The 14,116-nt window shown below is 58.9% G+C and carries 10 protein-coding genes; 8 read left to right on the top strand and 2 right to left on the bottom strand.

The features are described 5' to 3' along the window. Positions 1 to 343: 343 nt before the first annotated feature. Entirely contained in the window at positions 344 to 3,013 is a 2,670-nt protein-coding gene (locus tag GJ699_RS09215; RefSeq protein WP_229262031.1) for a bifunctional diguanylate cyclase/phosphodiesterase, read from the bottom strand. A gap of 365 nt (positions 3,014 to 3,378) precedes the next feature. Here GJ699_RS09215 and GJ699_RS09210 point away from each other — a divergent pair, with 365 nt between their 5' ends. From GJ699_RS09210 to GJ699_RS09175, 8 genes are all read left to right on the top strand, one after another. Next, positions 3,379 to 4,428: an NAD(P)H-dependent flavin oxidoreductase gene (locus GJ699_RS09210; RefSeq protein ID WP_229262030.1), complete on the top strand. Its 1,050-nt coding sequence runs from the start codon at positions 3,379 to 3,381 to the stop codon at positions 4,426 to 4,428. Between the two features lie 17 nt (positions 4,429 to 4,445). Further along, positions 4,446 to 6,056 (top strand): GMC family oxidoreductase, encoded by a 1,611-nt coding sequence (locus GJ699_RS09205; RefSeq protein WP_154375353.1) that lies wholly within the window; start codon positions 4,446 to 4,448, stop codon positions 6,054 to 6,056. A gap of 106 nt (positions 6,057 to 6,162) precedes the next feature. Then, positions 6,163 to 6,933, top strand: a complete 771-nt coding sequence (locus GJ699_RS09200; RefSeq protein WP_154375351.1) for an ABC transporter ATP-binding protein — start codon at positions 6,163 to 6,165, stop codon at positions 6,931 to 6,933. Continuing rightward, positions 6,933 to 7,640 (top strand): ABC transporter ATP-binding protein, encoded by a 708-nt coding sequence (locus GJ699_RS09195; protein ID WP_154375349.1) that lies wholly within the window; start codon positions 6,933 to 6,935, stop codon positions 7,638 to 7,640. The genes GJ699_RS09200 and GJ699_RS09195 overlap by 1 nt, the downstream gene beginning before the upstream one ends. A gap of 21 nt (positions 7,641 to 7,661) precedes the next feature. Then, positions 7,662 to 8,858, top strand: a complete 1,197-nt coding sequence (locus GJ699_RS09190; protein ID WP_154375346.1) for an ABC transporter substrate-binding protein — start codon at positions 7,662 to 7,664, stop codon at positions 8,856 to 8,858. A gap of 59 nt (positions 8,859 to 8,917) precedes the next feature. After that, positions 8,918 to 9,802: a branched-chain amino acid ABC transporter permease gene (locus tag GJ699_RS09185; protein WP_154375344.1), complete on the top strand. Its 885-nt coding sequence runs from the start codon at positions 8,918 to 8,920 to the stop codon at positions 9,800 to 9,802. Next, a complete protein-coding gene (locus GJ699_RS09180) occupies positions 9,802 to 10,776 on the top strand; it encodes a branched-chain amino acid ABC transporter permease (RefSeq protein WP_154375342.1) in 975 nt (324 codons plus the stop codon). The genes GJ699_RS09185 and GJ699_RS09180 overlap by 1 nt, the downstream gene beginning before the upstream one ends. Positions 10,777 to 10,783: 7 nt before the next feature. Beyond that, entirely contained in the window at positions 10,784 to 12,844 is a 2,061-nt protein-coding gene (locus tag GJ699_RS09175) for a 3-hydroxybutyrate oligomer hydrolase family protein (protein WP_154375340.1), read from the top strand. A 2-nt stretch (positions 12,845 to 12,846) separates the two neighbouring features. Here the strand turns inward: GJ699_RS09175 and GJ699_RS09170 are convergent, their stop codons facing one another. Further along, positions 12,847 to 14,013: an iron-containing alcohol dehydrogenase gene (locus GJ699_RS09170; protein WP_154375338.1), complete on the bottom strand. Its 1,167-nt coding sequence runs from the start codon at positions 14,011 to 14,013 to the stop codon at positions 12,847 to 12,849. Positions 14,014 to 14,116: the final 103 nt, after the last annotated feature.

The raw sequence follows: 14,116 nt of genomic DNA, 5'->3' as shown, positions 1-14,116 counted from the left end.
TTAACCGAAGCTTTTTCCACAGCGCGTAGCGAAAAAAAGTGAATTTTAAGGCGTTTTTTGCTGTGTAGATGGCTTTCTGATGACGAATAGGCGTCCTATTCCGCCGGCGCGAGCGACGCAGTCGCGGTTTTAGTAGTTTACAAAAGGTTTATATAAACATAGTGGTAGTAGTAAACGTGTAATTTGCTGTGGATAACTCGTGTATACGTTTACAAATCATTTGTTTACGGCGTAAACAACGTGCTGCATAAACGCTGTATCAGCTCGGGAACAAATTCTGGATAAAATATCGGCCTGTGGTCAAAGGTAGTGCTTGATCACAACTCATCCTGTGGATATCCAGTCACTTACCCACAGGGGCATACTGTTTTTGTAGTTGTTTTTCCAATTCTTCGCCTGAAATGGGCTTGGAAAGCAGGTATCCCTGCCCAAAATCGCATCCGGCGGCGGTCATGGCCGCCAATTGCTGCTGAGTTTCTATCCCTTCGGCGACGACTTGGATGCCCAGTTTGTGCGCCATGGCGATAATGGCTTCGGAAATTTGCAATCCATCGCCTTTGGCCGCTACAAAACCCGGCGCAATCTTGAGGTAATCGACTCCAAACTGCTTCAGCACCGACACCGGACAATTGCCGGCGCCAAAATCGTCAATCGCAATCTGCATGTGAGCGTGCTGCAGCGCCAGCATGCGGTCGGACTCCAGCAGCAGGTTTTCGGTCACTTCGATGATGATGCTGCGGGGGCTGAGTTTGAGCTGACGCAGGAAATCCAGCCACAGCTGGTAGTTGCTGCCATCGTCGCGGAACTGCCAGGCCGATTTATTGACGCTGATCTGGAAACTCGGCGAACTGATTGCCTGTAATTTCAGCACTTCGCGCGCTGCTTGCTGGAACACCCAGTCGCCTATGCCCTTGATCATGCCGCTGCTTTCCGCCAGGCCGATGAATTCGGCCGGGGCCAGCAATCCGCGTGATGGATGTTGCCAGCGCACCAGCGCTTCCGCTTTGACGATCGCGCCATTGCTGAGGTCGATAATTGGCTGGTACAGAACGCGCAATTGGTCGCGCTGAAGGGCTTCGCGCAGTTCGCTGACCAGGGTCATGCGCGTGTGCGTGGCTTCCTGCATGAACGGGGCGAAATAATTGAAGCGGTTGCGGCCTTGTTCCTTGGCCGTGTACATCGCCTGATCGGCATTTTTGATTAAAGTTTCAGCATCTCTGCCGTCTTCCGGATACAGCGTGATGCCGATGCTGCTGGAAATATGGGCAATATGCTCGCCCAGGTGGAACGGCGTGCTCATTTTGCGCAGGATGTCTTGCGCGGTGCGGACCACGTCGGCGGCATTGTGCAGCTCGCTGAGGATGACGGTGAATTCGTCACCACCCAAACGGGAGACAATATCGGTGCTGCGCACGCTGGCGGACAGCCGGCTTGCCACTTCTTTAAGCAACATATCGCCTTTATCGTGGCCAAGCGTATCGTTGACTTCCTTGAAGTGGTCCAGATCGACAAAAATCAGCGCCATCGGTAGGTGCGAGCGGTCGGTTTTTTTCATTTCCAGCCGCAGATGTTCGTTGAACATGCGCCGATTGGGCAGTCCGGTCAGGGCGTCGAAGTTAGCCTGGCGCCAGATTAGTTCTTCGGACGCTTTCTTTTGCGTGATGTCGCTCAGCAAAGCGACGTAGCGGAAGGGATTTCCTTCGTCGTCATGCACGGTGTTGATCAGCATGGAGACCAGATATTCCTCGCCATCCTTGCTTTTCTGCCAGATCTCACCCTTCCAGTAGCCGGTTTTGCTGACGCATTCGAAAATGCGGTCGAAAAATTCCTTGTCGTTGCGGCTGGATGCCAGGTCATATGCGCGGTGGCCAACCAGTTCTTTTTCCTTGTAGCCGCTGAGCAGTGAAAACGCCGGGTTCACGGTGAGGATCTGGCCACGGGCGTCGGTCACCATCATGCCTTCGCCGCTGTTCTGGAACAGCAACGCGGCCTGTTTCATCGATTCTTCGTTTTTTTTGCGCTGTTCTTCGTTGTCCAGCAGCTGACGTTCCATTTCACGGCTGGCGCTGTACAGCGTGCGATAGCGGATTTCGCGTTCTTCCTGTCGGGTGTATGTGCGCAGCGAAAATATGCCGGCGATCCACATGAGCAACAGCAATGCAGTCAATCCGCAGCCAGCGGTGACGTAATTTTGCTGCAGCAGGCGAGCCGTTTCGTCGTCATTGCTGCCGACCACGATGATCAACGGCAGTCCATCGATTACGCGATAGCTGAAAACCCGGCTCAGCTTGTCGATCACGCTGACGGTTTTGTAGGTACCGGTGGACGTGCGCCGGACATTGTCGAACAGGGCGGTGGAACTCAGGTCGCGAGCAAACGCTTGATCAGAATTGGGCACACGGGCGATGACTTTGCCGCCTCCATGTACCAGCGAGATCGAAATATCTGAATCAAAACGCGAATTTTGAAACACGTTGATGTAGCGATCGACATTCAGTGGCGCGACCACCACGCCAAGGAACTCGCCTTTGGCGCTTTCAACACGGCGGCTTAGAAAAAACAGCCGTTTTTTGCTGACTTTTCCGACTGCTGGTTCGCCGATGAAGAGTTTGCCGGGATAAGTATTGCGAACATGAACCTTGAAATAGTCACGATCGGCATAGGAAGCACCCAGTACTTTGTCGCCAGTGGAGGTGGCGATCGCGTTGCCTTTGGGGTCAACGAATGTAATCCAGTAATCGCTGTTAAAGCTGGAACCTTTCCAGGACAACAGGTCGGCCATGGTTCCGGCTGACTGGCTCTGTTTGGCGGGCAGTACTTTGATGGCGTTGGCAAAGCCGATCAGCGACAGGTCGACCGACTGGATCGAGTAAATCACGTGAGCTTCCATCGCTTTCACGTAATGCTCGGTTTGGGTTTGAACGGCAAGTTCGCGTTCTACGTAGGAGGCATGAAATTGGCTGACAACGACAGCAATGGCAAGCGAGGCCATCAGAAAAAGGCCGGTCAGCAAACGTCGCCGAAACCGCAAATACGCAGGCGACCGGGTTTTTTTGTACGTCGAGGACAAAAGGACTCCGGCTAGAGCTGTTTGTTTGGCAATTCAGTATATCGGGTTTCGATGAGCCGCCTGTGGTTTTATGGTTTACCCTAAAGATGTAGATATAAAAATAGTGATAGTTGTTAACACCGACACCTTTCTGTGGATAAGTGTTCAATTTGGATTAGAATCAGGCGTTTACGGACTGCATAAGCGGGCGCGTAAACCTTGTATGAGCGAAGAACTGTTTTGGGATAAAAAAACGTGTCCCCAAAACGCGGTTGTTTACTCACATTTGGCACCTGTGGATATCCATATGCTTATCCACAGGTGTAAACATGGGGGAATTGATGACTTTGGCGTCTGTTTTTCCGCATCCCATCATCCAGGGACCTATGGCCGGAGGAAATAACACGCCGGCACAGGTGGCTGCGGTGTCGAATGCCGGCGCGCTGGGCTCGCTGGCTTGTTCTTTGTTGTCGCCCGAGACCATCCGCGAGCAGACTGCGCAGATCCGTGCCCTCACCGAGCGGCCTTTTTGCCTGAATTTTTTTGTTCAGCAGACGCCGAATCCTTCGCCGGAAGAGGTAGCGCAGGCCAAGGAATGGCTGAAACCGGTCTGGTCCGAGTTGGGCTGGAGTGAATTGCCGACGCCAGCCAAGTGGTGCGAAGATTTTTCCGCCCAGTTTGAAACCTTGGTCGCGCTGCGGCCGGCGGTGGCAAGTTTTACTTTCGGCATCCTCAGCGTGGAGCAGATCGACCGTTTGCATGAGGCCGGCATTTTTGTGATCGGCACAATTACCCATGTGGACGAAGCGCTGGCCTGGGAAAGTCGTGGCGCCGATGCGGTGATTGCGTCCGGCATCGAGTCGGGCGGCCATCGCGGCACGTTCATTGGCGCCCAGGAAAATGCGCAACTCAAGACTTTTGAGCTGTTGCCGCAGGTGGTGGCAGCGGTGAATATTCCGGTGATTGCCGCCGGTGGCATCATGGACGGCGCCGACATCAAACGCGCGTTGCGGGCCGGCGCCCAGGCGGTGCAGATGGGAACGGCGTTTCTGGTCAATGATGAATCGGGCATTCACCCGGCGTACAAACAGCGTTTGTTGACGGCCGGCGACCATCCGACCCGGCTGACGCGCACTTTTTCCGGCCGTTATGCGCGCGGGCTAGAAAATCGCTTCATGCAGACATTAGCTGCTAACGAACGTCAATTGCCGCTATATCCTATTCAAAATGCATTAACTTCGCTTATCCGTTCCGAAGCCGCCAAGCGTGACGAGACTGAACTGATGTCTTTATGGTGTGGCGTTGGCGTGGCCCGCGCGCGGCCGATGGCGGCGGCGAAACTGGTGGAGACTTTGCTGACGGAGATCAGCGCGACGTAGAACTTGGAGGAGGCCGTTTGGAATCAGCAGGCAGCTACGATTACATCATCATAGGCGCAGGCTCGGCAGGCTGCGTATTGGCCAACCGGCTCAGTGCCGACCCGAATGCGGAAGTGCTGCTGATCGAAGCCGGCGGCCGCGACGATTATCTGTGGATACATATCCCGGTCGGCTATTTGCATTGCATCGATAATCCCCGCACGGACTGGAAATTCCGCACCGAAGCCGATCCCGGCCTCGGCGGCCGCAGTCTGTTGTACCCGCGCGGCAAAGTACTGGGTGGCAGTTCTTCCATCAATGGCATGATTTACATGCGCGGCCAGGCCGGTGATTACGATCGCTGGGCCGCCCTCACCGGTGACGATAGCTGGCGCTGGGAGTCTGTGTTGCCGCTGTTTAAAAAGAGCGAGGATTATCACGGCGGTACGTCGGAATTCCACGGCGCCGGCGGTTTGTGGCGGGTGGAAAAACAGCGTTTGTCCTGGCAGATACTGGATGCGTTTCGTGACGCGGCGGAGCAGGTTGGCATCGCCAAGGTCGACGATTTCAACCGCGGCGACAACGCCGGCAGCAGTTATTTCGAGGTGAATCAGAAACGCGGCATCCGCTGGAACACGGCCAAAGCCTTTCTCAAGCCAGTGTCGCGCCGGCCGAATTTGACCATCATGACCGGGTGTCACGTGGAACGTTTGCTGATCGAAGCGGGCGTGTGCAAGGGCGTGATTTTTACCGGCGGCGGCACTCGCTACAGCGCGCACGCGCACAAGGAAACCTTGCTGGCGGCAGGCGCCGTTGGCAGTCCGCAGATTTTGCAATGCTCGGGTATCGGTCCGGCGGCGCGATTGCGCGAGCTCGGCATACAGCCGCTGGTCGACCTGCCCGGCGTCGGTGAAAATCTGCAGGATCATTTGCAGCTGCGCATGGTGTACAAAGTCCGCGGCAACGCCCGTACGCTGAACACGCTGGCCGGCAATTGGTTCGGCAAGCTGCGCATCGGCCTGGAGTATGCGTTATTTCAGAGCGGGCCGATGTCGATGGCGCCGTCGCAGCTGGGGTTGTTTGCGCGTTCCAGCGCCAGCGAACGCACGCCGAATCTGCAATACCATGTGCAGCCGCTGTCGCTGGAGAAATTCGGCGATCCTTTGCACACTTTCCCTGCGTTCACCGCCAGCGTTTGCAACTTGCGGCCGACGTCACGCGGCCAGGTGCGCATCGCCAGCGCCGATCCGTATGCACCGCCGCAAATCGCGCCGATGTATCTGAGCACGGCGGAAGACCGCAAAGTGGCGGCTGAAGCGCTGACGCTGACACGCAACATTGTGGCCGCGCCGGCGCTGCAAAAGTATGCGCCGGAGGAGTACAAACCCGGCAGTCACTATCGAACCGAAGAGGAACTGGCGCAGGCCGCTAGTGCGATCGGCACCACAATTTTCCATCCGGTCGGCACCTGCAAAATGGGACGCGCCGACGATCCGACGGCGGTGGTGGATAGCACGTTGCGGGTGCGCGGCATAGCTGGTTTGCGGGTGGTGGATGCGTCCGTCATGCCCTTTATCACTTCCGGCAACACCAATTCTCCTACGATCATGATCGCGGAAAAGGCGGCTGAACTAATCCGCGCCACTTGAATGTAGATCAAAAAATCGTCGTATTTCTACTGTATTGTTAGCTAATTTGTTACTGTGTATGATCTAGAAAATTTTAGTACTTTGAAAAGAATAACAGGGAGACAGGATGTCCGACGTTATCTTGGAAACAAAGCACTTGACCAAGGAATTCAAAGGCTTCACTGCGGTCAATGATGTGAATCTCAAAGTACAGCGTGGCCATATCCATGCGCTGATCGGTCCCAACGGGGCGGGTAAAACCACATGTTTCAATTTGCTGACCAAGTTCCTGGTACCCACCTCCGGTCAGATCCTGTTCAACGGTAACGACATCACCGCCGCCAGGCCAGCTCAGATCGCCCGCATGGGCGTGATCCGTTCCTTCCAGATTTCCGCCGTGTTTCCGCACCTGACGGTGTTGCAAAATGTGCGCATAGGCTTGCAGCGCCAGCTCGGCACCAGTTTTTTTTTCTGGCAGAGCGAGCGCGCTTTGGACCGTCTCAACGAACGTGCGATGCAGCTGTTAGCCGAGGTCGACCTGACTGAATTTGCCGACACCATCACTGTCGATATGCCTTACGGCCGCAAGCGCGCGCTGGAAATCGCCACCACGCTGGCGATGGAGCCGGAGCTGATGCTGCTGGATGAGCCGACCCAGGGCATGGGTCACGAGGATGTTCACCGTGTAACCGAGCTGATCAAAAAAGTCTCGGCCGGCCGCACCATATTGATGGTCGAGCACAACATGAAAGTGGTGTCCGGCATCTGCGACAAAATCTCGGTGTTGCAGCGTGGCGCCATGTTGGCGGAGGGCAGCTACGCCGAGGTGTCGACCAATCCGCAAGTGATGGAAGCGTACATGGGCACGGAAGCCAAAGTGCTGGAAGGAGCGCACTGATGACGGCCGCACTGGAAATCAGCAATTTGCAAGCCTGGTACGGCGAATCGCACATTCTGCACAACGTCAACATGACGGTGCGGCCGGGCGAGGTGGTGACGCTGCTGGGCCGCAACGGCGCCGGCCGCACCACCACGCTGCGCGCCATCATGGGCCTGACCGGCGCGCGCAAGGGCTCGATCAAGGTCAACGGCACCGAGGCGATCGGGCTGCAGACGCATAAAATCGCTCACCTCGGTATTGGCTATTGCCCCGAGGAGCGCGGCATTTTTTCCTCGCTGTCGACGGAGGAAAACTTGATGCTGCCGCCGCATCTGAACGGCGTCGACAAGGGCATGTCGGTGGCGGAAATCTATGCCATGTTTCCCAACCTGCAGGAGCGCCGCAACAGCCAGGGCACGCGGCTGTCGGGTGGCGAGCAGCAGATGCTGGCGGTGGCGCGCATTCTGCGCACCGGCGCGCGCCTGCTGCTGCTGGATGAAATCTCCGAGGGGTTGGCGCCGGTCATCGTGCAGGGGCTGGCGCGCATGATTACCACGCTCAAATCCAAGGGCTACACCATCGTCATGGTGGAACAGAATTTCCGGTTTGCCGCGCCGCTGGCCGACCGTTTTTATGTGATGGAACACGGGCAAATTGTGGAGACCTTTGTTGCATCGGAGTTGAGCGCCAAGATGCCGGTGTTGACCGAGCTATTGGGTGTTTAAACCTTGGTAGGGAGACGAAAAATGAAAATCAAAGCCATCACCCTCGCAGTAGCCGCTTGCGCCTCGTTGTCGGCGCAGGCTCAGATTTCCGGCAACACAGTCAAGATTGGTTTCATCACCGACATGTCTGGCCTGTACACCGATATCGATGGCGCCGGCGGTGCCGAGGCCATCAAGATGGCGATTGCCGATGCTGGCGGCAACATCGACGGCAAGAAAATCGAATTCGTCTCGGCCGATCACCAGAACAAGGCCGACATCGCCGCCTCCAAGGCGCGCGAATGGTTTGACCAGCAGGGCGTCGACATTCTGATCGGCGGCACCAATTCCGGCGCCAATCTGGCGATGGCCAAGGTGGCTGCGGAAAAGAAAAAAGTGTTCATTTCGATCGGCGCCGGCTCGGCCCGTTTGACCAACGAGGAGTGCACGCCCTACACCGTGCACTACGCCTACGACACCATCGCGCTGGCGCGTGGCACCGGCGGCGCCATTGTCAAGCAGGGCGGCAAGAGCTGGTATTTCCTGACCGCCGATTATGCGTTCGGTCAGTCGCTGGAAAAGGATACTTCGGAGGTGGTGAAGGCGGCTGGCGGCAAGGTGCTGGGCGCGGTCAAGCATCCGCTGTCGGCGTCGGACTTTTCGTCTTTCCTGTTGCAGGCGCAATCGTCGGGCGCGCAGATCCTGGGCCTGGCGAATGCCGGCGGCGATGCGATCAATTCAATCAAGGCCGCCAACGAGTTTGGCATCGCCAAGAAGATGAAGCTGGCCGGTCTACTGATCTTCATCAACGACGTGCACTCGCTGGGCTTGAACCTGACTCAGGGCATGTATCTCACCGACGGCTGGTACTGGGACGCCAATCCGGAAACCCGCGCCTGGTCCAAGCGTTACTTCGAGAAAATGAAGAAGGAACCATCGATGCTGCAGGCCGCCGATTACTCGGCCGCCAGCAATTATCTGAAAGCGGTGAAGGCGGTCAGTACTGACGATTCGGACAAGGTGATCGCCTATCTGAAAGCGAACAAGATCAACGATATGTTCGCCAAGAACGGCGTGATTCGTCCGGACGGCCGCTTTGTGCACGATATGTATCTGATGGAAGTGAAGAAGCCGTCGGAATCGAAATACCCGTGGGACTACTACAAGGTGGTGGCCACCATACCGGGCGATCAGGCCTACGCCACCAAGGCGGAAACCAAGTGCAGCCTGTGGAAATAATCTGAGTTGTCCACCGCTCCCGCCCACCCTCGGTCGGGAGCTTTAACTTGAGGATTCCCATGGAAATCTTCGGCTATCCCTTGCCCATGATTATGAGTCAGCTGCTGCTGGGTCTGGTCAACGGCTCGTTCTACGCGATGCTGTCGCTCGGCCTGGCGGTGATCTTTGGCCTGCTCAATGTGATTAACTTTTCCCACGGCGCGTTGTACATGATGGGCGCCTTCCTGGCGTGGATGGGCATCGAATACTTCGGGCTGAACTACTGGCTGGTGTTGATCCTGGCGCCGCTGGTGGTGGGGGTGTTCGGCATCATCATCGAAAAGACCATGCTGCGCCATTTGTACAAGTTGGACCATCTGTACGGGCTGCTGCTGACGTTTGGCATCACGCTGCTGGTGGAAGGCGTGTTCCGCTCGTTCTACGGCGTCTCCGGCCAGCCGTTCCAGGTGCCGGAAGCGTTGGCCGGCGCCACTGACCTTGGCTTCATGGTGATGCCGAATTACCGCGCCTGGGTGGTGCTGGCTTCGTTGGCGGTGTGCCTGTCGACCTGGTTCGTGATCGAGAAGACCAAACTCGGCGCTTATCTGCGCGCCGGTACCGAGAATCCAAAGCTGGTGGAAGCCTTCGGCATCAACGTGCCGCTGATGGTGACCTTGACCTACGGCTTCGGCGTCGCTTTGGCGGGCTTTGCAGGCGTTTTGGCGGCCCCAATCATCCAGGTGCAGCCCCTGATGGGTCAGAACCTGATTATCGTCGTATTCGCCGTTGTGGTGATCGGTGGCATGGGGTCGATCCTGGGCTCGATCCTGACCGGGCTGGGGTTGGGCGTCATCGAGGGGCTGACCAAGGTGTTTTACCCGGAGTTTTCGTCCACCGTGGTGTTTCTGGTGATGGTGGTGGTGCTGTTGCTGCGGCCCGCTGGTCTGTTCGGCAAGGAAAAATAATGAACAAGAAAATCGGCTATCTGATCGCGCTGGCGATCGCTTTAGCGGCACCGTTTGTTGGCTACCCGGTGTTCCTGTCCAAGCTGCTGTGCTTTGCCTTGTTTGCCTGTGCCTTCAACTTGCTGATCGGGTTTACCGGTCTGCTGTCGTTCGGCCATGCGGCGTTTTTTGGTGTGGCTGGCTACGTGGCCGGTAACGCGCTCAAGGTGTGGGGACTGCCGACCGAACTCGGACTGCTGGCCGGCGTGGCCGGCGCGGCGCTGGTCGGGCTGGTGATGGGCGCGCTGGCGATCCGCCGCCAGGGCATTTACTTTTCGATGATCACGCTGGCGCTGGCCCAGATGGTGTATTTCGGCGCGTTGCGTGCAGGGGAGTTCACCGGTGGTGAAGATGGCTTGCAGGGCGTTCCACGTGGAAAGCTGCTGGGCACGGTCGACTTGGCCAACGACACCACTTTGTACTTTGTGGTGCTGGGCATTTGCGTGCTGGCGTTCGCGCTGATCGTGCGCACCGTCCATTCGCCGTTCGGGCAGGTGCTGAAGGCGATCAAGGAAAACGAGCCGCGCGCCATTTCGCTGGGCTACGACGTCGACAAGTACAAGCTGCTGGCCTTCGTGTTGTCGGCTGCGATTGCCGGTCTGGCCGGCGCCACCAAAACTTTGGTGCTGGGCTTTGAAACCTTGACCGATGTCCATTGGACCATGTCCGGGCTGGTTATCCTGATGACTTTGGTCGGCGGCATGGGCACGCTGGCCGGGCCAATGCTGGGGGCGATCATCATCATCGCGCTTGAAAACAAGCTGGGCGACTGGGGCACGCTGCTGGCCCAGCTCACCGGCATCGAGTGGTTTAACACCATAGGCGAAGCGGTCAACATGGTGGTTGGCCTGATCTTCATTATTTGTGTGCTGTTGTTCCGGCGCGGAATCATCGGCGAGTTCATTGCCCTGGCCGGAAAGAGGAAACCAGTGTGAGGACGCTATGCAAATCAAAACCGTTGTGCTGGTGCTGGCCAGCTGCGCATTCGCCGCCTGTGGCTCGCACCACCGGCATGACGAAGCAGAGAACTTGAATATCCGGCCGAGTTATCTCGGCACCATCAGCAGTACCTCCTACGACGGCGTCAGCGACGATTTGCTGACCGCCGGCCTGGGCAAGACCGGATTGGCGGCCGCCGCCCCGGCCTATGCCGATGCCAGCAATCCCACCGCCGCCGAGCTGCGCCGCAACGCCATCTACGCCAATTACCGCGCCGTGCTGGATATCGCCGCCAACAGCGGCTACGGCACGCTGTACGGGCCGAATGTGGACGCCAAGGGCGTGGCCGGCACCGGTGAAGGCAAGGTCGCTGGCACCGAATACATTGCCTATGCCGACGATGGCAGCGGCAGCCAGAACGTGACGTTGATGGTGCAGGTGCCGGCCGGGTTTGACGTGAAAAATCCCTGCATCGTCACCGGCACCTCCAGTGGCTCGCGCGGCATTTACGGTGCCATCGGCAGCGCCGGTGAGTGGGGGCTGAAGAACAATTGCGCCGTGGCCTACAACGACAAGGGCAGCGGCACCGGCTTGTATGCCTTTGACGATGACAGCGTGAATCTGCAAAACGGCGCGCGTTCGTCGCGCGCTGCGGCCGGCAAGAACGCCAACTTCGCGCCGGCGCTGAGCGATGCCGAGCGCGCCGCGTTTGCTGCCGCCTATCCGGGCCGCGTCGCGTTCAAGCACGCCCATTCGCAGCAGAATCCGGAACAGGACTGGGGCAAGATGACGCTGCGCTCGGTGGCGTTTGCCTACTACGTACTGAACGAAAAGTACGGCGCGCTGGCACGCGATAACAAGAGCCACCTGGTGACGTTCATGCCCAAGAATACGATCACGATCGCTTCCAGCATTTCCAACGGTGCCGGCTCGGCCTTGCTGGCGGCGGAGCAGGACAGCGAAGGTCTGATCTCCGGCGTGGCGGCGAGCGAGCCGCAGATTCAGCCTAAAACGGCCAGCGGCTACACGGTCAGGCAGGGCGCGGCGGCGGTGACGGGGCAGGGCAAGCCGCTGTTTGATTACTCCACCTTTGCCGCGCTCTACCAGCCATGCATCGCTTCAACCTCGGCCGCGCCGGGACGTTGCACGGCGCTGGTGGCCAAAGGATTGCTGAGCGGCGGTGATCTGGCCGCGCAGCAGGCCGACGCCAAGGCGCGTCTGCACGCCTACGGCTGGCTGGCCGATTCCGATGTGCTGCAGGCCGCGCACGCGGGCACCAATGTGCTGGTGGCGGTTACCTATGCCTACGCTTACGGCAAGTTCGCCGTGACCGACAAAATCTGTGGCCTGAGCTTCGCGCCGACCGACGCCAGCGGCGCGCCGGTGGCCTTCAGCGCCGCGCAGAAAGCGATCAGCTTTGCGACGCAAAACGGCATTATCGGCAGCGTGGTGTACGAGGATGCGGTGGGTGGGGCCAAGGCTTACAACCTCGGCGTGTCGCCCAGCACTGGGCTGGCTGACCAATCGCTGGATGCATTCCTGTGCCTGCGCTCGCTGGCGACCGGCGTTGATCCGGTCACCGGCGCGGCACTGACCGGCACGCTGGCGGCGCAAAGCGCGCGCGTGAAAGCTGGCATGACGGAGGTGGCGGCGACTGGCAATTTGCACGGCAAGCCGGCCATCATCGTCCACGGCCGCAGCGATACGCTGATCCCGGTGAACTTTGCTTCGCGCTCGTACGTGGGGTTGAACGCGGCGGCGGAGGGCAGTGCCAGCAAGTTGCGCTACATCGAGGTGACCAACGCCAACCACTTCGATTCCTTCGCGAATGCACTGCCAGCCAATATCGTGCCGCTGCATGTGTACCTGTTCCGCGCGCTGGATGCGATGCTGGCCAATCTGCGCAGTTCGGCGGCGCTGCCGCCGTCGCAGGTGGTGCGGACGGTAACGAGGGCGGACAACTCCACCGCCATCACGGCCGCTAACGTGCCGGCGTTTGTTACGTCCCCGGCCTCGTCCGACACGATTACCGTCAGTGGCACCACGGTGGCGGTGCCCGACTGACGCTACAGGGCGGCTGTGTAGATCGCCCGCGCATCGTCGCGGGTGACGACGCGGGGATTGTTGCCGAGCAGCCGGGTCTGCAGCATGGCGTCATCCGCCAGCCTATCCAGATCCGCCTCGGTGATGCCGACCTGCTGCAGCGTGCGCTCAATCCCGGTAACGATCGCAATTTGCTGCATAGCAACAGCAAGCGCCTCGGCCCGCGCCTCGACCGAACCGCTGGCCGCCGGCACGACAATCTCCGCCAGCTCGGCATACAAGCCCGCCGCCGCCGGTGCATTGAAGCGCAGCACATGCGGCAGCACCAACGAATTCGACAGCCCATGTGGCACGTGAAACACTCCGCCAATCGGATAAGCCAGCGCATGCACCGCCGCCACCGGCGCATTGGCAAACGCCTGTCCGGCCAGCATCGCCCCCAGCAGCATGGCCTGGCGCGCTCCCAGATTCTTGCCGTTCTCGCACACCGTAATCAAATTGGTCGACAACAACTGCAGCGCTTTGCGCGCCAGCATGTCCGACAACGGATTCTTTTTATGCTTGCTGGTATAGGCTTCGATCGCGTGCACCATGGCGTCGATGCCGGTGGCGGCGGTGACCGCTGGCGGCAGGCCCAGCGTCAGTTCCGCGTCCAGCAATGCCAGATCGGCATAGAGTTGCGGTGCCACCACGCCCATCTTTGTGGTAGCGCCGGTGGTGACAATCGCGATGTTGGTGACCTCTGAACCGGTGCCAGCGGTGGTCGGAATCTGCACCAGCGGCAGTCGCGCACCCTTCACATTGCCGATGCCGTAGATCGCGCTCAGGGGCTGATCGCTGGCCGCCAGCACGGCGATCAGCTTGGCCACATCCATCGAACTGCCGCCGCCGAGGCCGATCACGATGTCGGCCCCGAACGTCCGTGCCGCCTCCACCGCCTGCAACACTACCGCCTCGGGCGGATCCGCCACCACCTGTGAATAGGTTTCCACAGCCAGTCCGGTCGCGCGCAGACTCGCTGCCGGCGCCCCCGCCAGGCCGGTGTTCAGGAAGCCGGGATCGGTCACCAGTAGCGCGCGCCGGGCCTCGGGAAAGCGCTGGACGATGTGCTCGCCGAGCCGTGCGGCCGCGCCCAACTCGGCGACGATATGGGCCACGGTGCTGAAAGCAAAGGCAGGGAAATCTGTCATGACGGCGTCCGATCAGTAGGGGATTTCTGCGACTAGCTTACCCCAAGCCATGCAGCATGCGCATAAGCACGTGCAGATTTCTTCCGTACAATGGAGCCTTTGC

Source organism: Duganella guangzhouensis, from assembly GCF_009674535.1.
Lineage (GTDB): Bacteria > Pseudomonadota > Gammaproteobacteria > Burkholderiales > Burkholderiaceae_D > Rugamonas > Rugamonas guangzhouensis.
The sequence above is the reverse complement of the archived record's forward strand: the minus strand, read 5'-3'. Positions and strand labels throughout refer to the sequence as shown.

Coding starts and splice junctions, on each gene's coding strand:
- GJ699_RS09180 (WP_154375342.1), top strand. CDS start 9,802: ATGAACAAGAAAATCGGCTATCTGATCGCGCTGGCGATCGCTTTAGCG.
- GJ699_RS09190 (WP_154375346.1), top strand. CDS start 7,662: ATGAAAATCAAAGCCATCACCCTCGCAGTAGCCGCTTGCGCCTCGTTG.
- GJ699_RS09185 (WP_154375344.1), top strand. CDS start 8,918: ATGGAAATCTTCGGCTATCCCTTGCCCATGATTATGAGTCAGCTGCTG.
- GJ699_RS09200 (WP_154375351.1), top strand. CDS start 6,163: ATGTCCGACGTTATCTTGGAAACAAAGCACTTGACCAAGGAATTCAAA.
- GJ699_RS09170 (WP_154375338.1), bottom strand. CDS start 14,013: ATGACAGATTTCCCTGCCTTTGCTTTCAGCACCGTGGCCCATATCGTC.
- GJ699_RS09210 (WP_229262030.1), top strand. CDS start 3,379: ATGGGGGAATTGATGACTTTGGCGTCTGTTTTTCCGCATCCCATCATC.
- GJ699_RS09175 (WP_154375340.1), top strand. CDS start 10,784: ATGCAAATCAAAACCGTTGTGCTGGTGCTGGCCAGCTGCGCATTCGCC.
- GJ699_RS09195 (WP_154375349.1), top strand. CDS start 6,933: ATGACGGCCGCACTGGAAATCAGCAATTTGCAAGCCTGGTACGGCGAA.